At 68.8% G+C, this 24,770-nt stretch carries 21 protein-coding genes and 1 pseudogene; 13 read left to right on the top strand and 9 right to left on the bottom strand.

Annotated features, from left to right (window positions below; all coding sequences use genetic code 11):
- The first annotated feature begins 49 nt into the window (after nucleotides 1-49).
- Nucleotides 50-1,711, top strand: coding sequence for an AbeC-like domain-containing protein (locus tag IEY99_RS30710; RefSeq protein ID WP_189207597.1), 1,662 nt, complete (start codon nucleotides 50-52; stop codon nucleotides 1,709-1,711).
- Nucleotides 1,712-1,714: 3 nt separating this feature from the next.
- Complete coding sequence (locus IEY99_RS30705; protein ID WP_189207596.1) at nucleotides 1,715-2,689, top strand: 5'-methylthioadenosine/S-adenosylhomocysteine nucleosidase family protein; 975 nt, start codon at nucleotides 1,715-1,717, stop codon at nucleotides 2,687-2,689.
- Between the two features lie 391 nt (nucleotides 2,690-3,080).
- Here IEY99_RS30705 and IEY99_RS35330 read toward each other — a convergent pair whose 3' ends face one another.
- The 6 genes from IEY99_RS35330 to IEY99_RS30675 form a co-directional block, all read right to left on the bottom strand.
- Nucleotides 3,081-3,251, bottom strand: coding sequence for a DUF4192 family protein (locus IEY99_RS35330; RefSeq protein WP_373293469.1), 171 nt, complete (start codon nucleotides 3,249-3,251; stop codon nucleotides 3,081-3,083).
- Nucleotides 3,252-3,299: 48 nt separating this feature from the next.
- Nucleotides 3,300-3,749 (bottom strand): hypothetical protein, encoded by a 450-nt coding sequence (locus IEY99_RS30695; RefSeq protein ID WP_189207594.1) that lies wholly within the window; start codon nucleotides 3,747-3,749, stop codon nucleotides 3,300-3,302.
- Nucleotides 3,750-3,793: 44 nt separating this feature from the next.
- Nucleotides 3,794-7,084, bottom strand: coding sequence for a DUF1194 domain-containing protein (locus IEY99_RS30690; protein WP_189207593.1), 3,291 nt, complete (start codon nucleotides 7,082-7,084; stop codon nucleotides 3,794-3,796).
- Between the two features lie 699 nt (nucleotides 7,085-7,783).
- Nucleotides 7,784-8,989, bottom strand: coding sequence for an MFS transporter (locus IEY99_RS30685; protein WP_189207592.1), 1,206 nt, complete (start codon nucleotides 8,987-8,989; stop codon nucleotides 7,784-7,786).
- A 365-nt stretch (nucleotides 8,990-9,354) separates the two neighbouring features.
- A complete protein-coding gene (locus IEY99_RS34635) occupies nucleotides 9,355-9,552 on the bottom strand; it encodes an IS110 family transposase (RefSeq protein ID WP_229799391.1) in 198 nt (65 codons plus the stop codon).
- Between the two features lie 143 nt (nucleotides 9,553-9,695).
- Nucleotides 9,696-10,658 carry a DMT family transporter gene (locus IEY99_RS30675; RefSeq protein WP_189207591.1) on the bottom strand — a complete coding sequence of 321 codons (963 nt, stop codon included), beginning with the start codon at nucleotides 10,656-10,658 and terminating at the stop codon, nucleotides 9,696-9,698.
- A 486-nt stretch (nucleotides 10,659-11,144) separates the two neighbouring features.
- Between IEY99_RS30675 and IEY99_RS30670 the strand changes: the two genes are divergently transcribed.
- Both IEY99_RS30670 and IEY99_RS30665 read left to right on the top strand, forming a co-directional pair.
- Nucleotides 11,145-11,369 (top strand): hypothetical protein, encoded by a 225-nt coding sequence (locus IEY99_RS30670; RefSeq protein WP_189207590.1) that lies wholly within the window; start codon nucleotides 11,145-11,147, stop codon nucleotides 11,367-11,369.
- 468 nt (nucleotides 11,370-11,837) lie between these two features.
- Nucleotides 11,838-12,791: an alpha/beta fold hydrolase gene (locus tag IEY99_RS30665; protein ID WP_229799390.1), complete on the top strand. Its 954-nt coding sequence runs from the start codon at nucleotides 11,838-11,840 to the stop codon at nucleotides 12,789-12,791.
- A 117-nt stretch (nucleotides 12,792-12,908) separates the two neighbouring features.
- Here the strand turns inward: IEY99_RS30665 and IEY99_RS30660 are convergent, their stop codons facing one another.
- A complete protein-coding gene (locus IEY99_RS30660; protein WP_189207588.1) occupies nucleotides 12,909-13,484 on the bottom strand; it encodes a hypothetical protein in 576 nt (191 codons plus the stop codon).
- 265 nt (nucleotides 13,485-13,749) lie between these two features.
- On the opposite strand from IEY99_RS30660, the gene IEY99_RS30655 reads away from it, so the two are divergent.
- The 6 genes from IEY99_RS30655 to IEY99_RS30630 all read left to right on the top strand — a co-directional run bounded on the left by IEY99_RS30655 (nucleotide 13,750) and on the right by IEY99_RS30630 (nucleotide 18,646).
- Nucleotides 13,750-13,971: a transcriptional regulator gene (locus IEY99_RS30655; protein ID WP_229799389.1), complete on the top strand. Its 222-nt coding sequence runs from the start codon at nucleotides 13,750-13,752 to the stop codon at nucleotides 13,969-13,971.
- 63 nt (nucleotides 13,972-14,034) lie between these two features.
- Entirely contained in the window at nucleotides 14,035-14,655 is a 621-nt protein-coding gene (locus tag IEY99_RS30650) for a hypothetical protein (protein ID WP_189207586.1), read from the top strand.
- Nucleotides 14,656-14,685: 30 nt separating this feature from the next.
- The gene (locus IEY99_RS30645) at nucleotides 14,686-15,006 is read left to right on the top strand and encodes a PE domain-containing protein (RefSeq protein WP_189207585.1); all 321 of its coding nucleotides are present in this window, start codon (nucleotides 14,686-14,688) and stop codon (nucleotides 15,004-15,006) included.
- A gap of 58 nt (nucleotides 15,007-15,064) precedes the next feature.
- Nucleotides 15,065-15,751 carry a hypothetical protein gene (locus IEY99_RS30640; RefSeq protein WP_189207584.1) on the top strand — a complete coding sequence of 229 codons (687 nt, stop codon included), beginning with the start codon at nucleotides 15,065-15,067 and terminating at the stop codon, nucleotides 15,749-15,751.
- A gap of 199 nt (nucleotides 15,752-15,950) precedes the next feature.
- Nucleotides 15,951-16,337 carry a hypothetical protein gene (locus IEY99_RS30635; protein ID WP_189207583.1) on the top strand — a complete coding sequence of 129 codons (387 nt, stop codon included), beginning with the start codon at nucleotides 15,951-15,953 and terminating at the stop codon, nucleotides 16,335-16,337.
- 1,745 nt (nucleotides 16,338-18,082) lie between these two features.
- The gene (locus tag IEY99_RS30630; protein WP_229799388.1) at nucleotides 18,083-18,646 is read left to right on the top strand and encodes a superoxide dismutase family protein; all 564 of its coding nucleotides are present in this window, start codon (nucleotides 18,083-18,085) and stop codon (nucleotides 18,644-18,646) included.
- 415 nt (nucleotides 18,647-19,061) lie between these two features.
- Here the strand turns inward: IEY99_RS30630 and IEY99_RS30625 are convergent, their stop codons facing one another.
- Nucleotides 19,062-20,723, bottom strand: coding sequence for a serine/threonine-protein kinase (locus IEY99_RS30625; RefSeq protein ID WP_189207582.1), 1,662 nt, complete (start codon nucleotides 20,721-20,723; stop codon nucleotides 19,062-19,064).
- Between the two features lie 565 nt (nucleotides 20,724-21,288).
- Here IEY99_RS30625 and IEY99_RS30620 point away from each other — a divergent pair.
- The 3 genes and pseudogenes from IEY99_RS30620 to IEY99_RS30610 form a co-directional block, all read left to right on the top strand.
- Nucleotides 21,289-21,789 (top strand): DUF6624 domain-containing protein, encoded by a 501-nt coding sequence (locus tag IEY99_RS30620; RefSeq protein WP_189207581.1) that lies wholly within the window; start codon nucleotides 21,289-21,291, stop codon nucleotides 21,787-21,789.
- Between the two features lie 502 nt (nucleotides 21,790-22,291).
- The gene (locus tag IEY99_RS30615; RefSeq protein WP_189207580.1) at nucleotides 22,292-23,254 is read left to right on the top strand and encodes an alpha/beta fold hydrolase; all 963 of its coding nucleotides are present in this window, start codon (nucleotides 22,292-22,294) and stop codon (nucleotides 23,252-23,254) included.
- Nucleotides 23,218-23,577: pseudogene (locus IEY99_RS30610) on the top strand (amino acid transporter); the annotation flags it as partial. The gene IEY99_RS30615 and the pseudogene IEY99_RS30610, both read left to right, overlap by 37 nt.
- Here IEY99_RS30610 and IEY99_RS30605 read toward each other — a convergent pair.
- Nucleotides 23,574-24,509 carry a DUF389 domain-containing protein gene (locus IEY99_RS30605; protein ID WP_308427101.1) on the bottom strand — a complete coding sequence of 312 codons (936 nt, stop codon included), beginning with the start codon at nucleotides 24,507-24,509 and terminating at the stop codon, nucleotides 23,574-23,576. The pseudogene IEY99_RS30610 and the gene IEY99_RS30605 sit on opposite strands and share 4 nt — an antisense overlap.
- Between the last annotated feature and the right edge of the window lie 261 nt (nucleotides 24,510-24,770).

Raw genomic sequence — 24,770 nt, 5'->3', positions numbered from 1 at the left:
GGGAATGAATCCTGCTGTTCGAGCGCCGTTTGTCAGTCGAGGAGCACATGTGACCACGGCAGTTGCGTCGCAGCGCGAGCGGGTCGAGCGACCACCGATTCGCCGCCGCACGGTGAACCAGACACTGAGCGCGGCAACCCATGTGTCCGAAGGATTCGCTGACTACGTCTTCCGGATTCTCGACGGTCGGCCTCAGGGTGGCGCGCCGTCCGTCACGGAGGACCCCGTGGCGGTGGTCCGCCACGCCGCGGCCTCGCGGCGGCTGCGGCTCGGCCGGGAGATCGCGTGTTGCCTCATCGCGGCGGCTGTGATCTGCGCTGGGATCGGCCGACTGTCCTACCCGCTCGGCTTCCGGCCGGCGGTCGCGGCGGTGGCGCTCCTCATCGCGGTGTGCACCGGGCGCCGGATGCTCACTCGCCGGCTCAAGGCCGTGGTGGGCTGGGCGTGGCGCAGCAAGCGTGACCGTAGGCGCTCCGGCCCGCTGCGGTGGATCGCCTGCCTCGGCTTGGCGACGATGCTGGCCCTCACCCTGGTGCTGAGTCAGGCGGCGCTCTGGGACTGCGCCGCGATGGTGCTGTTCGGCTTGGTGATCGGTGGGGTGGTCGTCATCACCGAGTCCGCCGTGGCGCACCGACGGGCGGCCGCGATCGTCGCCGAGGGCTCGCCCGAGCCGCGCGACCTCGCGCCCGCGGTCCACCGACCGTTCGAGCAGCGGATCGAGGGCCTGACGGGCGCCAACGTGGTCGTGTACTCCGAGGAGCGGGCGTCGGCGCCATTCGTGGGCAACGGGCTTGTCGTCCGTCCCTGGAAGCTCGATATCGACGTTCACCGCCGGCCCCGGGACGCCACCGACGACAGCTTCGAGATGTTCGATGTGGTCGCCTTCCATGAGTGGCTCGAGGGTCAGTTCATCGTGGAGACCGCCGTTGCGAGCACGGCATCCCGTCAGTTGACGGCCGGGCACCGCATCTACGTCGATGGACGGAAGGTCGCCTGGGACTCCCCGCTCGTCGCGGACGGTCGTCCGCTTCCGCACGTAGACTGGGAGTATCTGGCCGAGGAACTGCGCCATCCGGAACGCGCCGACGACCAGCGGGTCTACTTCTATCTGCAGGAGATCTGCCGGGATGGAGAGATCGGCGTCTGTACGTTCGTCCGCCCGCTGCTCCAGGGTGGCAGCCTCTCCATCGAGTTTGTACCGCTGGTGATCCCACCGGTGCACCCCGACGTCGAGGCGCTGGTTGCCGACCTGCCGCTCAATCTGCGGGATCAGATCGGGCGGGCGATACGGTTGTGGACGCTCCGCATCCCGACAGCAGTGTTCGGCAGTCCGGTCCGCTGCGCGCGGCGGGTGCTGGAGTGGGGTGCGCGGCAATCCGCGCGTGTGCATTGGCGACTGGCCGTACGATGCCGCTGGTTCTACGACCTCGGCGCCGTCATGTCGGTTCGCGAGGGCGTGAGCTGGCGGACGCCCGAGGAGTTCGACCACTTCGCGATCCGGGACCTCATCCGCATCAACGACCAGCTACGCGATCGGCTGGTCACATCGATCAAGACGTACCTCGAGGCACACGGCATCGATCCCGATCAGCTGGAGGCGGCCGTGACGATCAATCAGATCCAGAACTGGAATGTCGGCAACGTGCGGGCCGACATGGTGGGTTTCGGCAACAACAACACGTTCGGCAACCCGGGCCGTGGCGAGGGGTAGGCGATGCACGATCAGACGTTCAACGTCAACGGACAGGTCCGCGCCACCATCGTGGCGTTCGGCAACCACAACCGTCTAAGCCTGCCCGCCGCATCGGCCGAGAGCGCTGGCCATGCCCAGCCCGTCTTCGGGATCGTGACCGCACTTCCGGAGGAGTTCGCGGCGGCAAGCGTGCTCCTCGACGACGCGCGAAGCCCGTCCACGATTGCCGGCGATCGGGCTCAGTACGTCCTCGGCACGATGCCGAGCCGGGACGAGCAGCGGCCGCACGAGGTGGTGCTGACGCTCGGCGACACGGGAAACACCGCTGCGGCGGAGTCCTGCGCCAATCTGATCCGCAGCTTCCCCAGCGTGGACACCGTCATCATGTGCGGGATCGCCTGCGGCGTACCCGTGCCAGACCGGCCCGAACGCCACGTGAAACTCGGCGACATCGCCGTGGCGACGTGGGGGATAGCCGACTACGACCACGTGATCGAGCGCGATGACGGACGGCAGCCCCGGCAGCCGTTTCCGCTGCCCTCACCGCTGCTCGTGCGGCTCGCCCGATACCTCGAAGCCGTGGAGATCCGCGGTGACCGGCCGTGGGAGCCCCACATCGACCGCGCATTGACGGCCATTCCCGCCTTCGCCCGTCCGGACCCGTCCCCGGCGGGGCGTCCGCAGGCCCGGCACGGCGTGATCGGCAGCGCGGACCGGTCGCTGCGCAGCGCGCGGGTCCGGGACGAGCTGGCCGCGGCTCACCAACTGATCGCCATGGAAATGGAGGGCAAAGGCATCGGCAGTGCCGGTTTCGCGGGCGGGCTGGAATGGTTCGTGGTGCGTGGCATCAGCGACTACGGTGACGCGGACACGACCCGGCTCTGGCGCGGATACGCGTCGGTCGTCGCCGCCGCCTACGTGCGTGCGCTGCTCGCCGAGTGCCAGCCGCTGACCCCTCGCGGCGGCCACCCACAGGCCACCGGCTGCCTCACATGAGCTGATAGCTCCCAGAGAACGTGCCCCTACGGTGTGGCTGGTCACCTGTCGTCCCGCTCCACCTGAACGGCGGGGCCTGATGGTGGTCCGCCACCGGCCGGGCAGAGTCGTCGGTGTACGCACCGGCGGCATCATGAAAGCGCAGCGAGGCGAGGCGAGGCGCGTGATCGAGGTCGGTCGGCGGCCCGGTCGACGTGGGTGCGGATGACCTCCATCGCCGCATCGCTTCCGGCCTACAGCCGGACCCGCTGTGCATGGAGGTGGCTTTCACGGTCCACAGTAGCGACGTCCTCGGTGCGGTGTTGGCGTGGTCTAGTTCTTCAGCTTGTTGACCCAGTCGGGGCACTTGGTCTTCTTCTTATCGCCCTTCGGGCCCTTGCAGTATGCGGTGCTAACGCCGACGTACCCCCCCATCCGGGGTATGCCACACGTTGTCCGTCACCACCGCCAGCGGGAACTGCGGATCGGCACTCAGCGCTCGCAGGACAGCCTTGTCTGCGAGCGGGCCGTTGCCGGCGCGCCAGGCGGCGAAGGCGAGCAACGCGGCCGGCGCGGCAGCCAGCCGCCTTTCGGCAATCGAGACAGTGCACTTGCCGTGGTGCGAAGTTGGTTAGTCCTTCATCTCGGCGTAGAAGCCGCCTTCTCCGTCGGTGATGCTCAGTTCGCCGGACGCCGGGAGGGTCAAAAACCCGCAACCTCGAATGACCTCCGCGCCTCCGTCAACGGCCGGGAGCAGACGGCAGAGCAGGTGCGAGCCTTCCTTGGCGGGTAGGACGAACTCGCCGTCCTCGTCGAGCGGGGCGATCACCCCGCCGGCCTGGGTCACCTGGTCACGGCTGACCCGCGCAGACATGTACTTCAGGTTCTCCTGGCCGATCGGCTTGTTGCCGCTGGTGCTCCAGAGGTCGTCGACGGCCGCGGCCGGCACGGCGATGATCCAACCTTCGTCGATCGGCGACTCGCCGCGCCCGGTGTCGTCCAGAACGACGGCCGTGCCGGCCAGGCCGTCCTCACCGGTTGGGCCGGTGCAGGCGGCCAGCAGCGGTGCGAGCAGCAGCATTGCCGCTGCTCGCACCGCTAGGGATGTCCGGAACCGGGGCCGGCTCATTTCAGGATGAACTCCGCTTCGTACGTGGACCCGTCGACCAGGGTGATCCGGAAGACCTGGCTGGTTGCCGCCCATGTCTTGGGAGTCTGCACGTTGAGGTGCCAGTGCGGGCCCGACTCGACCATCTTGTAACTCGCGCCGTCGCTCAGGAACCGGGCCGACTTGATGGTGCCGGAGTGCACACCCGGACCGGAGATCGACCATTTGAGCGGGATGGTGCTACCGGCCTTGACGCTGGTCGGCCCCGGAGTCACCACCGGCGACTCGAATCCGCCGAAGGTGTACGCGGATACCACCGTGATCCGGACCGTGGCGGTGCTGGTCTGGCCCGCCGAGTCACGCGCGGTGACGGTGATGACGTGCTCCCCCAGGCTGAGCTGGTCGGCGCGCAACGGCAGTTGGGCGCCGGTGCCGAGGGGGCCGTCGCGGTCGGAGGACCACTGCACCGCGGCGCCGTCGAGGAGACCGTCCTCGACGTCGTTCGCCTGGGCGGCGAACGGAATGACCTGCGCTCCGCTGAACGTCTGCCCCGCACCGGGGGCGAGCATGTTCACCGTGGGCGCCAGGTCGACCGCCTTCGGCGGCGGCGCCACCCGTAGCACGGTGATCCGGACCGTGGCGGTGCTGGTCTGGCCCGCCGAGTCGCGGGCGGTGACGGTGATGACGTGCTCGCCCTCGCTGAGCTTGTCGGCGCGCCATGGCAGCTGGGCGCCGGTGCCGAGCAGCCCGTTGCGGTCGGAGGACCACCGCACCGCGGTGCCGTCGAGGCGGCCGTCCTCGACGTCGTTCGCCTGGGCGGCGAACGGGATGGCCTGCGCGCCGGTGAACAACTGCCCCGCGCCAGGGGTGAGAACCTCGACCGTCGGAGCCAGGTCGGGCAGCGAGAACGTCTCGGAGGCCGCGGCGGTGCTGCGGACTCCGTCGCTGGCGATCACCTTGAGCTTCGCGGTGGTGCTGCCGGGCAGCGACCACCGCGGCACGGACACCGACGATCCGGTGATGTCGACCGCGACGACCTGCCAGGTGGTGCCGCCGTCGGCGCTGTAGAGCACGGTGTTGGCCAGTGCGGGCGAGTCGGCGTCACGCGACGACCAGGAGATGGTGAGCCGCTCGGTGCTGCCCGAGGCCGGGACGCCGACCGAGACCGTCGGCGCGGCCGTCGTGGCCGTCGCGGTGGCCAGGATGCGGTCGTCGGCGCGCAGCTGCACCCGGGCCACGGTGGCCAGGTCGGCGGGGACGACGACGTTGAACAGCGAGGCCTGCGGCCCGGCGTCGGCGCCGTCCGGACCCGCGTCGGCGTCCTGGTGCCCGGGGGTGAACCGCACGCTGTGTAGCACCGTGCCCGCGGCGTCCTGGAGCACCAGTTCGTGGCTGCCGTCGGGGTCGCTCGGCGTGGGGGCCAGGTCGACCGCCAGCGCCGGCTTGAGCTGCGCGCTCGCGCCGTCGGCCGCGATGATGCCGCGCAGCGTCAGGCCCGAGCCGACCGGAAGGGGCGCGGCGTCGAAGCCATCGATCGGGTCCCGGTCGCCGGAGAACAGCTGCCGGTAGTCGCGCTGGCCGATCCACCGCCGCTGGGTGCTGGTGACCCCGTCCCGGCAGTACGACATCAGCGATGTCGTGGTCTCAGGCGAGGAGACCGCCGCCGCCTCGTTGGTCGTCAGGAACCGGGGATCCATGCCCCAGATCTCCCGTCGCCGGTCACCCATCGGGCCCAGCGCCGCCACCGGCCTTCCGCCGATGGTCGTCTTGTCCGCGTAGTCGGGGGTGTCGTCGTCAGCCTCCTCACCACACCAGCCGTTCTTGGCGTAGTCCCAGAAACCCATCCACTCCTTGTAGCCGTTCTCGGCCGCGTTCACCGAGTGGTGCAGCCCGTAGGTGTGCCCGAGCTCGTGCACGACGCGGTTGCGTCCGTAGTCTGCGTCCGTCGCGCCGGTGGCGTTCTCGTCCCAGCCGGACGCGACCGCTCCCATCGCCTTCCCGCCGACGTTGCTCCTGCTGCTGCTGCCGTGCAGGACGCCGTACCAGCGCTTGTCGCCGAACTCGCGGGAGATGCGCCGGTGCACGGCCAGCGCCTCGTTGACGTCGTCGATCGTGGGGCGCTTGTCGACGTGCAGCGTGGCGAACCCTGCGTGCCAGCCTGCCGTCGGCAACTGGCTCCAGGTGCGCTCGGACTGCTCGACCAGGTCGGTCAGCGACGGTTCGATCCGCTGGCCGCCTTCCTGCCAGCTGACCCCCCTGAACTCGACGTCGGCGGCAAAGCCGGAGCCGAAGGTGAGCACCTTGGAACACAGCATGGTAGGACCGCTGACCGCACCCGGGCAGGACACCCCGCCGGGGAGCTCCAGCGCGAATTCCGTCTGGCCCTTGGCCGTCCAGGAGAGCGGTACGGCGAAGTTCAAGGTGCGTTCCAGCGCGTCGCGGTCGTCGCCCAGGTTGCCGTCGACCAGCACGCCCGGGGCGGCGTTGACCGCGGTCAGCGGGCTGCCGGGCAGCTCTCGTCCACCGGCGAAACCGCGCAGCCGGCCGGAGGTCCGCACGGGGTCACCCGGCGTGCTCAGGTAGGCGCGCACCACCGTGGGCTTGTAGGCCACCAGCGGCACCGAGTTGTCCAGGTCCTGCACGGACTGGGTGACTTCCAGGGCATCGAGCTGCAGCGGGTCCGCGACGCAACCCGAGAGCAGGGAGGTGAATTCAGCCGTGGTACGCGCCACGGTGACCGTCCCACCGCCGAAGACGTACGGGCCGTACGCGCGCACCGCCTCGGCGGAGCGGAAGCCGCCGTCCTCGATGGCCACGACGTTGTAGCGGTCGACGCCGCTGTCCCTGGCGTACTGCCAGGCCGAGCTCATGTACTCACCGGAGTTGTGCGAGCCGTCGGTCGACATGCACAGGTTCCAGTCCGCGTCGACCCGCCCGGCCGACAACAGCTCGTTCGTGCCCGCGCGCAGGGCGTCACCGGGGTTGGTGCTGTAGCCGATCTGCCTGATCGCCTTGACCTTCGCCACGACCTCGGCAAGATCCGCGGCGGAGTTCAGCTGGGTCAGGGGAATTTCGGTCCGGGTCGCCGGCTGGCTCACACCGGTGTACGACCACTGCACGACACCCACCGCCCGCGTCCCGTTCAACGGGAAGTTCACCGGGTCCTGCAGTGCGGCCGAATAGCCCTCCAACTGCAGCGCCCAGTCGGACGCGTCGATCGAACCGGACCCGTCCAGCAGCAGCACCAGATCCCGCTTGCGGCTCGCGTCGGCAGCCGTCGCCGGTGTCGCAGCGACGAATGGGGCCACCGCCGCCAACGCACACGCGCCGGCAGCGAAAACCCTGGCAAGGCGTCTCTTCCCCGTCACAAACCTCTCCGATGCTCGTCAGACACACTGCGGCGAGAACCTCGCCGGCCACGCGGGACACGTCCCACGTCAGGGCACGGCAATCCCCGCCGCGAAAAACGGTAGGAGTCAGGCTTATGCATTGATTCCAGGCAAGCTCAAGACGACCGCAAGACCGCGACACCTAGGGCTACTACGGGCTGTTGCAGGCCACGGACACGGAGCGCCTCACCGCGCGGGCACCCAAGGGACGGGCGCGCCGTCAGCAACACGGGCTCTCACAGCCACAGTGCTGCTGCCGTACCCACCGGCGCCACGATGATCCGCAGCATGCGCCACCCCGCGCGCGGGCAACCCCGCCCGCTTCGTCGAAGAGCCACGCTCTTCCCAGGGCCGACCAAGCGTTGCACTGGCTTCCCAATCGTGAAGTCAAGCCTCGGGGTCTGCGCTCGATGCCCGATCATCGGCGCTTCCGTGTGAGCCCTGTTGATCAGCGGCCTCGGAAGGAGCGAAAGCTAGATCCCACTGGTCGGCTGAGTGAGGGCAGCGCAGCTGGCTTTGTCGGCTGTTCTGTGAGCTGGTGAGACGTTGTCGGCCTCCGTAGTGCCGCCTCCCGAGCGGCGTGTGGCGCTGCTCGGGAGGCGGGTGGCGAGGGTCAGGCTATGCCGTTGCCTCGCTCAGGGGTCGCCAGGCGCAGATCGTGATCACCGTCATGACTGCGGCGGCGATCCAGAACGGGGTGGTGATCTCCCAGGCGCTCGCCAGCAGGCCGCCGACGAGCGAGCCTAGTGCGGCTCCACCCAGGTCCAGCAGCGCGTAAACGCTGCTGACCCGCCCGCGCAGGTGGGCGGGTACCACCCGTTGACGCACCGAGGCGACGGTGACCCCCCACACCATGGCGTGAATGCTGAAGACGACCAGGACGGTCGCCGCCACCCAGGCAGTCGTCGTCATCGCCAGGGTGAGATGCGTGACGACCTCGAATGCCAGTCCCGCACGAAGCACCGCAGCGCTGCCGAAGGTACGGGTGAGCTTGGCCGCGATCGCCGTTCCGCAGAGGCCACCGATCGCGAACGCGATCAGCAGGAAGCCGTAGCCGAGGTCGGACAGGCCTAGCCGCTGGCGGCAGTAGAGCACGAACACCGCGAACGCTGCGCAGTACGCGATGTTGCCGATGCCCATGCTGAGCGCCAGCGTCCGTACCAGGCGGTGGCGCCACAACCACCGCACTCCTTCGACGACCTCGGCGCGCAGCGACGACCGCGACGCGACCTCAGCCGCCGGCGGCACCACACGAATACCTGCGATCAGGGCCGCGGCTATTGCGAAGGTCAGGGCGTCGAGACCGAACGGTGCGGCCGCCGAGATGACGAACAACCAGGCGCCCAGCGGCTTGGCAACGAACTGGTTGGCGATGGTGAACGTGGCATAGAGCCGGGCAGTGGCGCTCGGCAACTGCTCCGACGTGACCACGGACGGCAGCAACGCCCCCATCGCGGTGTCCGCGACGGTTTCGCCGGTCCCCAGAAGGAACAGCACCGCATAGATGGCGGCGACCGTGACGGTCTCCGTCGCGATGGTCGCCGCCAGCGCGGCCAAGGCAACGGCGCGGACCAGGTTGACCACGACGACGAGTAGGCGACGGTCGAGCCGGTCGACGTAGGCGCCGCTGATCAGGGCGAACAGCAGCCACGGCAGCTGCTGGGCGAAGACGGCACCGGCGATCGCGGCCGGATCGTCGGTGACCGACGCGACCAGCAGCGGGCCGGCGGCCATGGTGACACCGTCGCCGATGTTCGATACCGCCGAAGCGGTCCAGAGTCGGGTGAAATCCGCGCCGAGACGCGCGGATACAAGGGCACGCAAAAGAGCTCCTCGAGCCAGGAGAAGGAAACGGTCGTCTCAGGACCGCTCCGCGGCGAGGAGCACACACCGCCGAGACACCCGGCGGTGAAACCGGTCAGCGCGCGGTGTGCTCTCGCAGCGAAACGGGGACCGTCACCAGGCCGAGGCGCATATCAGCTCCTAACTGTGGATCAATGCTCAAGGGATGATAGCTGTGCACTGCGGACTGCGGGCGCCCCTACCACGCAGCCAGCGGGTCGGCCGGGCGATGCCCACGCGGCGGATATCGGCCGGGGTCTGGTAGCCCTCGAGCAGGATGAGCGGGCCGGCGTTAGTGCATACGAGTGCACGATCCAGGCGGGGAACATGCCGGTCAGCGCGCAACGTCAGCGGTTGATCGCCCTGGTCCGGTCGCGGACAAGGTCGGAGCGGCGGCCGGTGAGGACCTTCAGCTCGATGGTCGCCTCATCGGTGGGCCGCATCGGCCTCGAGTCGCGACGGCTGCGGGCCTGGTCCGCGATCACCAGGGCGTCGCGGGCGTCGGTCTTGCCCTCGGCCACGCGCAGACGTGCGCGCGGGGTCAAAGCAGCATCACCGTGAGGCACGAAGGCCTCCTGGTTGTGGACTGGTTCCTCGACAGCTCCACTGCACAACCGGAGGCCTTCACCCGTCTACGACTCAAACCGAGTCGTCACCCAACCTCGACAAACCTCCCTGGACAGCACACCTAGCGCGACGGCGCTGCCTCGGTCTGCTGGTGGGCAAGGGAGGCGATGACCACAGCGCCGAGGAGAAGGCCCCCACCTGTGACGATCGGCAGGGAGATCTGCTGGCCGAGAACGACGACGGCGAGTACCGCTGCGGTCAGTGGCTCCAACAGCGTCAGAACAACGGCGACACTGCCTGCCGTGGTACGTAGCCCGGTGTAGAACAGCGCGTATGCCACAACGGTGGTGACGATGCCCAGATATGCCAGCATCCCTGCGTCAACCGACAGCACAGGAAGCGCGAGTCCGCCACTCAGCAATGCGAATGGCAGGAGCGTCATGGCGCCGATGGCCGAGGACGCCGCCGTGAGCGGCAGCGGCTGCACCTGCTGGCTGATAGGACGGCTCAGAACCGTGGTGGCCGCGTAGCCGAGGCCCGAACCCACGGCGGCCAGCAGGCCGAGCAGTGGTCGAGGCGCCACGCCGGTGGGCGACACCGTGAGGCCGGTGATCAGCGCGAGGCCCATCACCGCCGCAGTCATGCTGCACAGTGCGGCAAGGGTCGGCCGGCGACGGGAGCGCACGGCTTCCCAGCCGGCGATGAGGACCGGTGCCAGCCCCAGGCTGACCACGGTAGCGATCGCAACGCCACCCCAGGCGACCGAGAGGAAGTACAGCGCCTGGTAGACGCCGAGGCCAGCCCCGGCCAGCAGGAGACGCCATCCTTGGCAGCCAAGCGTGAGGACTGCCGGCCTCAGCTGTCGCGCAATGAACACCGTTAGGGCAAACGCCGCGATAGCCAGCCGGTAGAAGGCGATGCCTACCGGGTGCAGACCGGCCGACTGATGGATCAATTGGACGACCACGCCGGCCGTTCCCCACAGGATGCCGGCGACGACGATCGCGAGGAGACCACGGCGTGCGTCCCCGTTCGAACGCCGGGGCAACAAAGAGGTTGATGATGGTACGAATGATCGAGACATGCACTCGCTCCGGATGGTGAGCCGTTGAGGACAGCGTCAGCGGAGCGAGGGCACAAGAAGGTGGCCGACCAGGTCTACCCGGGCGGCTGTCAGCTCATCGCTCCGTCAGGAGCGCGGAGGAGGCAGAATGCCTAGGAACGAAATCATCCTTCGAAGCTAGCGGATCGCGTGTACCAGGCGATCATCAGCCCGCTCCACAGTGCATGAATGCACTCAACTGGCGCGGAGTGCTCGTTGGCCGGGGCTCGATGCAGCCGACCTGAGAGCATCGCTTGCAGCCGTGCCCGTGGTCGTGTGCCGTCATGCAGCGCACGCAGCGTTCACGGTCGGCTCGGAGCCGGGATCGCGGGGACACGAAGCGGGCCGCATGCTCGTCCATCGAGCCGCTCGTCGTCGCCGCGCTGTGCGCCCGGGACATCCCGGCGACTGTCTACGACCACGACTGACCCGCCTCGCTACCGACGCGGCCGCGGGGAGGCGACAGGCATGGACATCAGCCCGACGGGGCCACCGGCGTGGCTGCTCGACGTCGATGGCGTGGTCAACGCCACCCGGCCCGGCTGGCGTGTCGCACCGCGGCGCACGACGGTCTGCTCCTTGCAGGATCGCTGCGAGTACCGGCCGCGGTGGCTGCACATCGACCGGGTGGTCGAGCTTCGTTGGTGCACCACCTGCTGCCCCGAGGCGGCTCTGCTCGAGCGGCTGTGGTGACTATCGCCCCCTGACGCGGGCGCTCACCTGCGACCCGGTGCCGCGCGGCTGGTACCACACTACGGCGCCGCTGGTCGAGGTCCGCGCCGATGGCCGCCGGAGCGGGGGACAGAGGCACTACACAACGTGGCCGCCGGCCACCCCCTGCCGGGGTCTCGACCTTGGCCATGTTGTCGCGGTCGCGGGCGGCAGGACGAGATGGCAAACGGGCGTTCCGATTGCGTGTTTGTGCTCATGCAGGCGCCGGCCGGTGATCCTCGCGCCGGTCGAGGTGGAGTCGGCATGATAGTCGTCTGCGTCGGCAGGGCCGACCGACCGAGTCCGCCATTCACCGGGCGCGGGCGGTGCATGCGGGACCGGCGACGCCCGCGGTGCGGGAACCTTTCAGCGAGCCGTCCTGGGTGGGGGGCTCTGGAGGTGGAGGAGTACGTGATGCGGTCGGGTTTGTCGGTCGGAGCGGTGTTGGCTGTGACCGCCGCGGCGGGGTGGGCCGCGGCGCGGGTGGCTGTGTCGCGGATCGCGCGTAACCGTGACCCCTTCCCTCGGGAGAAGCTCGCTCGCGAACCCGAGGGCGAGCAGGTGTTCGTGGGCCGTCCGGACGGCACCACGCTGCGCGCGGTCGTGGCCGGTGACGGGCCGCCGGTGGTCCTCGCTCACGGCTACGGTGTCTCGCTGCTGGAGTGGAACGTCGCGTGGGAGCAGCTGATCGCCCGCGGATACCGGGTCATCGCGTTCGACCAGCGCGGTCACGGCGGTTCCACCCTGGGCTCCGGCGGGGTGGGGTCGGGTGCGATGGCCGCGGACTATGCCGCAGTCCTGCACCATTTCGACGTCCGTGACGCCGTGCTGGTCGGGCACTCGATGGGCGGCTTCGTGGCGATTCGCAGCGTCGTCGACCACCCGGAATTGGCTGATCGGCTGCGGGGTCTGGTCCTGTTCGCGACTTGGGCGGGACGCATCCTCGACGGGGCCCCGCAGAACCGGCTGCAGATTCCGCTGCTCAGAACAGGCGTCCTGCCGTGGCTGATCCGCACCCGCACCGTCGGCGTCCTGTTCGCGGCCGCGCAGTGCGGAAGGAACCCGTCACCGGCGATGATCTCAGTGTTCCGCGAGGTCGTCTCGCGCCAGGACCACCGGCCGCTGCTGCCCATCGTACGGGCCTTCGCCGACGAGGACCGCTACCCACGCCTTCCCGAGATCACGGTACCGACCATCGTCATGGTCGGCTCCGCCGACCGGTCCACTCCGTCCAGTCACGCCCGGCGGCTGGCCGCAGGTGTGCCGGGCGCCCGACTGGTCACCGTGCCCGACGCCGGGCACCTGCTGAACTGGGAGGCACCGGACACCCTCGTCGACGTCGTCGCCGAGCTATCCCCGCTCGCCGGGCCGACGTCCACCGGCCAGCCCGCTGATCAGGTCTGACGCCCGGCCGCTGTCGGAGGATCTCCCGGCGGTTGCTGTCGGGGACCACGTGCCGCCGGTGGGCGGCGGTGCAGGCGGCGAGGGCAGGTCGTTGGTCTGCCAGGGTAGGGCGAGCGTTCAACGGAACATGGGTCGGCTACGGACGCGATGGTGGCGAGGCCGAAGGTCAACAGGCAGACAGGAGAGGGGCTCATCAGCCGTCTCGACGACATACGCCATGGGCGTTGCGGGAGATGGCGATGCGCTTGGTGGCGGGTCGAATGAGATGGTGAACACGACCGTTGTGCCGGCGACGTCTTTGACCAGGCAGGATACGCCGCGCTGGAAAGCGAGCGACGGTGCTACCTCCGGGGGGATGGCCGGCGAGGCGTTGCGCCAGCCGTCTTTCATCAGCTCGCCCCAGTAGAAGGCACGGATGTCGGGTTCCGCCAACGTGCTGCGGTAGCGCTGACCGGCGTAGGGAGCGACCGGATCCCCGGAGTCGTCCTGTCCGCAGCCCGAGTAGGCGTCGGCGGCTTCGGTAGATGAAGGACGCGCCTTGAGGATCGGAAGCTGGGCCAGGACTTCTACTCGCTGTTCTTCGCCGTCGGAACATCCCACGTGTCCCGGTTCGCCGCAGCCGGCGAGCAGGCTAGCGGCAAGCGTGGCGACCACCGTGAAGGCGGCGACGTTGCCTGGCAACCGGGGGATCATGACGGCAGTATGAATCATGGCACGGTGCCAAGGTTCCAGACTGCCCTCACCACGGCCGTACCCGGTTCGGTTGATCAGTCGGCGCCAGCAGATCAGGACGCTGGCAAGGGCTGGATGGCCTGATGAATGCGGGGCGCGGCCCTCGCCGAGGGTTCGCGAGACGCCGCAAGGGCGGGTACGACACGCGGCTTCCGTCCGTGGGCTTCTCTAGAGTGACCACATGGTCAGAGCAGAGACAGCAGAGATGATCGCAGGCTCACGGCTGGTGACCGCTCAGGCTCTGTTCGAGGGGCGAGCTGACCTGAACGGGTACCCGTTCCATCTGCTCGGTGTGGTGTCACAGCGAGGGACCGGCATGGAAAACCTGAGCGCCGCCCTGGCCGGTGCCGAGATGCTGCTGCCGTACGGGTGGGAGCTGGTCAACGTCGCCGAGTTCACCAACAGCAACCATGCCTGTGCGGTCATGCGCCGTCGTAAGCCGGCCTGAGTCGGTGTCACGCTTCGTGACGGAACCCCGGGGCGGTTTCGAGAGCGGCTAGTATGCCGGGCGATGATCGACTCAGGTGCGAAAGTAGTGGCGAGCAGTCATGAGCTGGTATCGCTCGATGTCCTCGGTAGCGATGAGGAGCTACGAGCGGCTGCGGCTCGTCGCACCGTCCTCGACGCGGACGCGGAGCCCGAGGTGGAAGGTCGCGATCCGACGAGGGCTGTGGTCGTACGGATGGATCGTCGCGGACGGGTCACGGATGTACTGATCAGCGCCTGGTGGCGCGATGAGCTGACGCCCTCCGGGTTGCAGGATGCCGCGCTGAGCGCGTATCGCGCGGCTCTTGTTGACGCTGCCGCCAGGATCGATCCCACATCCGTAAGCGATCAGTCGTCCGGGCGAGTGCCGCCGCCTGCGGAAGAGCTTCACGACGGCGACGATGCGGCGTGGTTCGAGAGCCTGCGACGGCGGCTTGATCGCATCGACGACACGTTGAATTCCTCGCACCGGCTGGCGGAAGGGCAGGTCACGCAGCGGGTGGTGACAGGTCCGGCGGGTCTGGTCCGCCTGGTTGTCAGCGGGTTCACGATCTCGCAGGTGCAGATCGACACGCTTGCCGCTTTGCAGGAATCGCCGACCCGGCTCGCCGCCGACGCGCTCGCGGCCTTTCACGCTGTCGACTGACGGCTACCCCAGCGGAACAGGAACCCTTGCATGAGTAAGACCGAGGTCGTCACCGACGCTTTGCGTCAGGAGGCGAAGAAGTGGTTCGCCCTGTCGGACGAGCTGCACACCGTGGCGGGCAACGTCGCAAACCTGACCCTGGACACGAGCGCGTTCTGGTGCGGAGACGGCATCTCCATCGCCGCGGCACCGATCTACGCCGGCTACCAGAAGTTCGTGCAGGACCGCTGTGGCGAGGGTGCCGCCGAGTTCGATCAGATCGCCGGGGCGCTCAACCGGGCCGCCGACGAGTATGACGGCAGCGATGAGGTGTCCGCCGAGACCTTGACGAAGATCTACGGAAACCTCTGAGGCGAGGAGCAGCACATGGCCCCGGATCCCGCGATCACCCCCGAAGGCCTGAACCGGTGTGCAACAGATCATCGACGGCTTCAACCGGCTTGTTGGCGAGATCAACGAGAAGCGGTGGCTGCTCGGGGGCGCCGTCCTGCTCTGGGTCAAAGAGAAACTCGAGGGTGCCCAGGAGGGACTGCGGAAGATCGTCGAGAAGGCGCAGTACGTAGTCGAGCACTCGACTCCCGTGGTCTCCCTCATCCTCACCAGCTTCGACTGGCTGAACCAGGTGCAGAAGCCGGCCTCGGGCGCTGCCGGCCGGGTCCCCGTCAAGGGCGACAAGCTGGTCTACTGGAAAGGCCAGGCCGCCGACGCGTACAACGCCAAGCTGTCCTTCCAGCAGGCAGCGGCCAGCGACATGGCCACCAAGGCGGACTTCATCAGCACCTGGCTGTTCACCATCGCCAAGGCCAACGTCGACTACGCAGTGAAGATGGGCGAATACGTCTCACTGATCGCCGGCGCCATCACCCAGGCGGCCGTCGACGCCGCCTCCGTCTTCGGGATCATCGAAGCCATCAACGCCGTCGCGGACGCAGCCGGCGACCTGGTCGAGAAGGCTCTGAACCAGCTCTTCAACATCGCCAACCGCGTGGTGGACCTGCTCAAGAACGCCCGGGACGCCACCGCCTCCATCAACAACGTGGAAAAGCTCTCGGGGCCCCCGGTCGGCACCTGGCCACAGGCGGTCAACGTTGGCTGACCTCCCGACGAGCCGCCGCCGAGCTCTGTGGTCCCTCGCAGGCGGCTGGGCCTTCGCCGCTGCCTGCACTGTCATCTTCGCCTGGCTCACGACAGGCGCCTACGTCCGTCAGATGCTGCTCCCGCTGCCCGGCGAGGGCGATCTTGCGAAGCGTGAGTGCCGGTCCGTACCGGTATGCGCTCCCGATGGTGCAGACTTCGTGGCACAGCAGCTGTCGCAGCTGCGGCACACCAGAACGCTGGTCCTCGCGTCAGCGTGGTCCGTGGCGATCCTCGCGATCATCACTGTCTCTGCGGCCACCCTGTGCCTGCTCCGCGAGCAGCGCGGCACTCGCCCGCGGATCCTGGGCACCCTCTGGAAGGTGCAGGCCGCGTCTGCAGCAGTCCTGCTCGTGGCCCAGAGCGCGGCGCTCGGCCTGGGCGCCAGTACGTTAGCCGACACGCCCGACTCCGCTCGTATCTTCACCTCCATCAAGGCCTTCGATTCGCCCTTCACCGATGTTGGGAACCTCTACTACCTTGCCTGGTTCGTCGCCACCAGCGCGGCCGCAGCAGCCTTAACTCGGATACTCCACCGGTCGCTGTAGAAAGCCATCGCCTGAAGCACCTATGCGAGACGCTCGAGTCCGCTCGCGACCAACGGCGATCAGACCTCGTCCGTGTCAAGAACGAGGCTCTGCAACGTCCGAACCGGGTTGCTAACCCGGCGCGCTAGGTTGTGGGACTGCGCGGACGCCTCGCCGTCGGCGCAGCCAGAGGCCGTACGCCACGGCGACCGCAAACGCGATGCCTGCCCAGACAACCGCTCGGAGCAGCCGGCCCTGGGCGCGGGGCCCGCAGAGAGCCCGGAACTCCGTAGGGTCCCAGCCTGGGTGAGTGAGGGGGGCAATCAGCGAGCCACATCCACGGGTCACGTAAGGCGCGTTGAAAGCGAACGTCACATACACGAGAGCGGGAGTCAGCAGAACCACACCAGCGCATGCCCGGCGGACCCACTCGCCGATCGACGCGGTCCTGCCCGACACCAACCGGAGCACCACACCGAACACCGCACCACAACACCCGACGGCTACTGCGATGACCGCCTTGGTCCCTGGCCCTATGTGGGCCACTCGCGACGGATAAGGGAGGACGAGGAGGACGTACACCATCCCCACCGCGGCGACCACCGCGGCGATGCTAGTAACGACGTTCCAATGATGGTGCCTGACTCCCTCGGACTTCTCCGGCATACGCGCTCCGCACTCGATCCGGCGACCGGCACATACGCTGCTGAGTTTAGGTTCCGCAGGATGATCGCGGATCTCCGTTGTACGGATGCCTCCGGCGGGTAGGGCCTCCGGCCCTACGACCCGGGTTGGGCCTCCGGCGGTCAGGGCTTCCAGCCCTGAACCCGGGCGGCTCCGGGATGCCCAGCCGACGGCGACCCATCGCGCACCGGGGGCAACCAGACCGCGCCTGCCCGGTCCAGGTCGTACGTCCAGTGGGGCGCTCCACCTGGACCGGGCAGGCGCGGCACGGCCGAGCGAAGCTTGCGCGACGGGATGCCTGCACCACGGTGCGCCGCTCCCACGGTGGGCGGGTCGAGCGTGACGGGATGGCTGCGCACGCCTCTCCGGTCACGGCCAGTCCGGTCGGATTCGCTGATGTCCGCGTAGTCGAGGCTCGGATCGTCGTCGGTGCGATCACGTCTTGACGGGAGCCGAAACCCGTGCAATTTCGAGCGCGAGGCGATACCGCCGATGTTGCGCTCGAACTCGTTGCCGAGTTCGAGCAGCGAAGCGTCGCCCGATAACAGCTTATGAGCTGGGCATCCTCGTCGGCCGACCACGGCAGTCCAGCTCGCGGATGGGAACTCCGGAGCTCGTCAAGTTCGGCAAATTTTGATCTGGTCAGACCCAGCGCTTTGGCGACACTGGCGAGCGTTGCGCTAATGGCTTTCGGGACCGGGATCCTCGGCCATGCGATCCCTTGTTGCGTGTCATCAGCTGGCGAGCATTGCGGGGAACCGGCTGACGATCGTCGATGCTTCCCCGCCGTACGCAATGCATCTAGGTCTGTGGACCGTCAGGGCTTTTCTGGTGACGGCGGCGACCGCGGATCGCCCACCTGCGTCTAGCCAAGTGCCTCTGCGCAAGGCCTACACTGGCCGATTGCTCCGGTGAGACGGCCCGCCCCGACGTCGATCGGCGGCCGTTGCGGTGAACCGGGAGCCGCTCCGGTTCGTTGATCGTGATGTAGGTGCCCGGCAGATCTGTTCACCGACGAGCCCCCACCCGCTCGCGTCGGATCTGGCCGTCCGGAGGCACCCGGATGCAGGGAGATGACGTCCATGAGGTTCATGTTGCGATCCGTGCTGGCTGGCGCGGGGGCTACCGCGGCGGTACTGGCCCTGTCGCCAGCCCCAGCCGCGGCGGTGCCCCGACTGAGCGTGCTGCATGCAGTCGGCGCTCCCAACGCCGCCGGGGCCGGCGGCGCTTACAGCTACGACGCCGCCCGCGTGCCGTCCGGCGCCCACGTGGCCGTGTGGTCCGTCTCGGGACCCAAACGGACCCGTACGTTGCTGTTCGTCCAGGGTCTGAAGCCTGGCCAGACTTACGGCGCTCACCTGCACGCCAATGCCTGCGGAGCGTCTCCGGCGGCGGCGGGTCCCCACTACCAGCAGGTGCCGGACCCCGTTCAGCCATCGACCGATCCCGCATTCGCCAACCCGGAGAACGAGGTCTGGCTGGACGTGCACACCGACGCGGCAGGCAACGGCATCTCACGCTCGTTCAACAAGTGGGTGTTCCGCACGCCGCCCCGCTCGTTGGTCCTGCACGCGGAGCACACCCACACCGAGCCGGGCAAGGCCGGTACGGCTGGCGCCCGCCTCGCCTGTCTCAACCTGAGCTGAGCTGCCGCCGGTCTCGGCCAGCCGAGACCGGCGCAGCGCCCCTGAGCGCACGGCGAGACCCGGCTGCCGCAGCGGCAGGCCCGGCCGATCAGGTGTGGAGGTCGCGGCGGCGGTAACCGACGATCCCGGCAACGACGGCGGCGGCCGCCAACCCAGTCATGACCGTTGCGGCGGGCCAGTTCGGTGCTGAAAATCGCCTTGGCCGACGCCAGCGACGGAAGATCATCGTCCCTTTCCTGACGATACTGCTGTTCGGCAAGCTCCTCGGCTGGGTCGGTGCTCCAGACGGCGCGACCATGGTCGTGGATGGCCTAGGCGGCACACTGCTACCTAGGGATCCGGCGAACTCGTCTCGGCGGGCCGGATGTCGGCGGGCACTCGCTCCCTACACGAGGTGACGGGTGCTGTTGGAGTGTCAGCGGCTGTTTCCATCGGGTCGGAAACTGTCGAAGATCAGTTCCAGGTCGGTGCGGGCGTCATCCCAGTCGGCGTCGCGAGTCTGCCAGTAGATGCCGTAAGCCCGGTTTGCGGACACGATGAAGCCCCGGTTGTTGACGTGCTGGCGTGTGCCATCGTCGAACGTGAACTCCCAGTCCGCGGCCTTGCGGAAGTACCGGACCTCGCGGATGTGGATCTCCTCGTAATCCGGGAAGTCGCCCGCCTGTACGCGGTACGCCGCTTTGCCGCGCCAGTCGGCGACCGGATCCCACTGCGGGTCGTCGGTCTGATCGATGCCCAGGACCCGGCCGGTGCCGAAGTCACGGAAGTAGACCATGGTTCCCTCGCGTGACTGCTTCCAGCCCTTCGGCACGTACACGGCGAATCCGGTGCGATCCCGGTAGTCGCGCCACCCGTCCGGCCGCGGCGGCAGGCCAGATCCGCTGGGGCGGGCGGTCGCCGTGGCGTTCTCCGGGGCGGCCGGTGGGACGGCTGGCGTGGCCGGGGTTTGCGCGGCCGTGGACGGCGCGGCTGCCGAGGTCGTCGTCGAAGGTGGGGGCTGCGCCCTGGTCGAGGTGTCGGGGCGTGTCGCCAGCCACGCCGTCGCCGCGCCGACGAGGAGGACGATCACGGCGACCAGCGACGCCAGCAGCACGGCCCGCCGAGGGCGGCGTGGCCCGCGTATGGCGGCGCGGTCGGGTGGCACGGCGGTGCCGTCGACGACGGGTTCAGCGTCAACCGGTGCTGCCGAAGGAGCCGGCTGCGCGCCGGCCGGTTCCGCTCCGGCCGGTTCCGCCGAGGCGGGCTCGTCGGTGTCCGGCTCGCCGGCGGCCTCGTGTAAGCGGCGCCGCGTCTCCGCCGCGTCGATCCGCTCGGTGGGATCCTTACGCAGCAAGCCGTCAAGGACCGGCCGCAGCGGCCCGGCCCGGTGTGGCGTGTCCGGCTCGTCGACTGCCAGTGCGGTCAGCGTCCCCACCGCCGAGGGGCGCTGGTACGGCGAGCGGCCCTCGACCGCGGCGTACAGCGTCGCCCCCAACGACCACAGGTCCGATGCCGGCTCGGCGGTACCGTTCCGAGCTCGCTCCGGCGACATGTACTGCGGTGATCCGAGCACGAGCTCGGAACTGGTCGTGATGACGCTGTCGCCGTCGATGGAGGCGATGCCGAAGTCGGTCAGCACCACCCGCCCGTCATCGCCCAGCAGCACGTTCGCCGGTTTGACGTCGCGATGCCGTACCCCCGCGCGGTGCGCCGCCTCGAGCGCGTCCAACAGCTCGAGCCCGATGACCGCCACCAGCCGTGGCTCCAGAGGGCCGTCCTCGTGGATGACCTCTTGCAGCGAGCGCGACGGGACGTACTCCATGACGATCCAGGCCCTGCCGTCGTTCTCGAAGACGTCGTACACCTGCGCCACGTTGGGGTGGCTGAGCCGGGCCGCGGCCCGCGCCTCCTGAAGCATGCGCCGGTGCACGGCGCCACGCTCAGCGGCAACGAGGTCGGCCGGGAGGACGATCTCCTTCACGGCCACGTCGCGACCGAGGACCTCGTCGCGGGCCACCCATACCTGCCCCATGCCGCCGGTGCCCAGCGGCTGACCCAGGTGGTAGCGCCCGGCGAGGTCGACCGGTCCGGCAGTCATGCGAGCCGACATACCCCCATGCGACATCGGTCACACCGACCGCTCCGCCCGGGTGCAGCGGCCAGGGACGATCAGGGGATGCCGGGCCCGCCGCCGGGCATCCCGTATGGACGACCTGTCCGGAAAACCCCACGCCGAGCAACCGCACGACATCATGCAGAGGATCAGGGCGGTCCTTCAAGCACCTGCGGGAACCGTCCGCCGCCCGTCGGCCGACGACTGAGACCGCGGCGATGGGGCGACCGAAGATCCAGACGCTCGCCGTGGAGGTGAGCTCGGAGGGCAGCTCGGCCCCGGGCTCTTCACGGCTCGTGGGACAGCTCCCGGGTTCGCTGCCCTCACCACAGCAGACGTCCACTGGTGTCGCGGCGCCAATCCGCTACGCACCCGTCAACCGCGACGCTGTACCACGGGCGATGCGCGGTCCTGGCCGAATCGAGTGCCTCGCCGCGCTCGTCGGCGTGCTGCTTCGATCGGCTCTATACCAATTCTGCGCCATCGATGTCCACCAATCTGACGGTGGGGTCTCATCGTCGGTCTTGAATGAGGTATTAGTGTCCCCGCCATGACCGATGACGCCCTGGCCCAGGAATTGATCGATATGACGGAGCAGGACCGGAACCTGCAAAGCGGCGCCCTCGGCGACGACTTCGCCGCGCAACTGGCGCATCGCCGCGTCACCGTGCACAACGGTGATCGGCTGGCCGAGATCCTGGACAGCCACGGATGGCCGACGATCAGTTCGGTCGGTGTCGAGGCAGCGCGCCGGGCCTGGTTGGTGGCCCAGCACGCCGACCGGCAGCTGGACCTGCAACGAAAAGCCCTGACGCTGATGACGCAAGCCGTGGAAGCGGGTGAAGCAGACCCGCAGCACCTTGCGATGCTCCGGGACCGAGTCATGGTCAACGAGGGACGACGGCAGATCTACGGCACCCAGATCGCCGGCGTCGTCGACGGCGCACCGGTGCCGTGGCCGTGCGAAGACCCGGAGGGTATGGATGAGCGGAGGGCAGAGGTGGGACTGGATCCATTTCTCGTACACGTCACCAAGCACGCGCCCGCCTGATCGTCCTCTTCTGGCACAGACAATCCGCCGGGCACCCGCGGTCCGTCGATATGCGTAAGCGAAGGACTGTTCGAAGCGAAGCGAGCTTGCTTGCCCGTTGAACTGAAGATCGCTCACTCTTCACGGGACAGAATCGAGTTTCGGCGCCAGATGTTCGCGAGTTTCGGCGCCACGTTGCCAGCAGTGCGCGCCGTAATGTTCGTGGGAACCAGCACCACTCGCGGATCTTGACCGCCCGGTGGTGCCGACGGTCGCTCCCGCGCCCGTTCACGCTGCGTACAGACGAGCATGAAGCCTAGGGGTCCTAGTGCTCGGATCTGCCGAGGTGCGGATACCTACCATGGCAGGCGGTTCGTCTCGGTCGAGCCGTTCATGGGGGCTGAGGTCCAGGGTGGGCCGGGACCGACACGCTCGGCGATGTGGCCGAGAGGCGGGCGCGAACGCGGCTGGCTGAGGAGGAGATGGTTACTGCCACGAAACGTCGGCTGTCTATGCTGCGCGGATGACCGAGCGGCGGATGGTCGAGGTGCACGGGCACGCTCGCGCCTTCCGGCTGCTGGGCACCGGCCCGACCGTCCTGCTGCTCGTCCACGGGATTGGGTGTGACGGCGCCACCTGGGACACCGTCGCGCCCGCGCTCGCCGAGCGGTACACGGTGATCGTGCCCGACCTGCTCGGCCACGGCCGGTCGGCGAAGCCGCGGGCGGACTACAGCATCGGCGGGTACGCCAACGGCATGCGGGACCTGCTCGGCGTGCTCGACATCGACCGGGCAACCGTGGTCGGTCACAGTTTCGGCGGCGGCGTGACGATGCAGTTCGCTTACCAGTTCCCGGAGCGGACCGACCGGCTGGTCATTGTCGCCGGTGGCGGGCTCGGCTCGCAGGTGAGCGTGGCGTTTCGCGCGCTGACCCTACCGGGCGCTTCCGTCGCGCTGCGGCTCAGCCACCTGCCGCCGTCCCGCCTGGCCCTCGGTGCGCTGCGCGCGGCCGCCGGGCTAGTCGTGCCGGCCGCGCTCGCGGCCGACCTGAACGAGGCCTACGCCGTGCATACCGGGCTGCGTGACCCAGCCGCTCGGGCGGCGTTCCTGCATGTGCTGCGGCACGTCGCGGATTGGCGCGGACAGCTGATCACCATGCGGGACCGCGCCTACCTGGCGCAGGGCCTGCCGACGCTGGTCGTCTGGGGCGACCAGGACCACGTCCTCCCGGTCGAGCACGCCGAGGCCGCCGCCGAGCTGATGCCCGGGGCGCAGTCGGTGGTTCTGCGCGGCGTTGGGCACTTCCCACACCGGGAGGCGCCTGAGGAATTCGTCCATGCGATGATCGATTTTGTCGAAGGAACCGAACCGAAGCGCTGGGACGCCCGCCGCTGGCGGAACCTGCTACAGACCCACTCCGGAGCCTCTTGGGCCATGGCGGTCAAGGACGGGGTCCAGTACCCGTACCCGGCCGCGCTGACGTGATCTTCCTGGAGATCGACGTCATCGACCCGTCCGACTTCAGCGACACCCTCACCGTCCCCGGCGTGGAGGTCGGTGGCCACCGGATCCTGCGCGCCGAAGCCCCCGCCGCACCGAACGCCATCGCCGCGATCCTGCTCACGCTGCGCGACACCACCGGCGTGCGCCCGCACTGCTACTTCGCCTGGGCCGAGGGCAGCCCACTGGTCCACATGATCCGCTACTTCCTGCTCGGCCGCGGTGACACCGCCCCGGTCGTCCGGGAAATCATCCGCAAACACGAACCCGCCCCCGACCGCCGCCCCGGCATCCACGTCGGCGCCTAACGACCCGGGCGCCGCCACACCGCACGCTGCACCAGCAGGGTCAGCACACCGGCCAGCACGATTGCCGCCAGATTGATGACCAGCTGCAGCGCCGAGCCGGCGGCCTCCTCGCGGACCCCGTAGGCCAGTGCCACCGCGGCGTTCGCCGCCGCCGGCACCGTCGTCACCGAGATCAGCACCCCGACCAGGGTGCCGGCCTTCGCCGAGGTGAGCGACAGGATCCCCGCGACCCCGCCGAGGAAGCCGATCACCCAGGACAGCGCGTCCGGCCGCCAGATGAAGTCGGTCAGCGGCCGTTCCGCCAGCAGCATCGACCTGCCGACCAGATCCGCCGCCGTCAGCAACCACACCGCACCGACGGTGAGCAGCATCGCGAAGGGGAAACCCACCCCGAGCGCCAGCACCGAGCGGCGCACCAACGCGGGCCGGCCCCGCGCCAATCCCACGCACAAGGCGGCGAGCGGACCGAACTCCGGACCCACCACCATCGACCCTACGATGAGAATCGGCTGGTCCAGCAGCACACCCACCGCCGCGATGATCATCGCGATCGTCATGAACGCCAGGAACGAGGCGGACAGCTCCGCCTCCTCACCGGTCTGGTGCTCGATCTCGTGCCACACCACCGCGTCCGCGCCCAGCCCCGGCGTGCGCCGCGCGGCACGATCAGCCGCCGCGGACATCGTGGCGTCCAGGCGTTCGACGACGATCGACCCGTCGCGTTCCAACCCCAGCCCGCGCAGCTGCTCCAGGACGGTGCTCGCGCCCTCGCGCACCACGTCGAACTCGATGACGTCCCCGGCAGGTGACAACGCCGCGCCCGGCAGCACCACCACATGGGCCACCGCGTCATCGGCGGCCAGCAACCTTCGCACCCCCTCGGCGGTCCGCGCCGGCGCGATGACCCGTACGTGCAGCATGCGACCCCTCACGAAACACATCGACCAGCAAACTCGGAACTCCGGCCGTCACCGCACCGAGAACCCTGCCACCACCCGGCAACTCCGATCGAGGTTCGCACGGGAAAGCCAGGACAACCGCAGAAGGTGACCACGATGACGATCACCCAGGATCGTTCAAGCACTGCGGCTCCGCGCTCCGCGCGGGACATGCCCTGACACATGCGCGATAACCGAAGACAGCGGACCAACGGGAAACGATCGTTCGAGGGAACAACCCATCCACGACACGGG

Origin of the sequence: Couchioplanes azureus (genome assembly GCF_014648355.1) — a bacterium.
In the GTDB taxonomy this organism is placed as follows: Bacteria; Actinomycetota; Actinomycetes; order Mycobacteriales; family Micromonosporaceae; genus Actinoplanes; species Actinoplanes azureus.
Note: the sequence above shows the minus strand (reverse complement) of the source record. Positions and strands in the feature narration are given on the sequence as shown.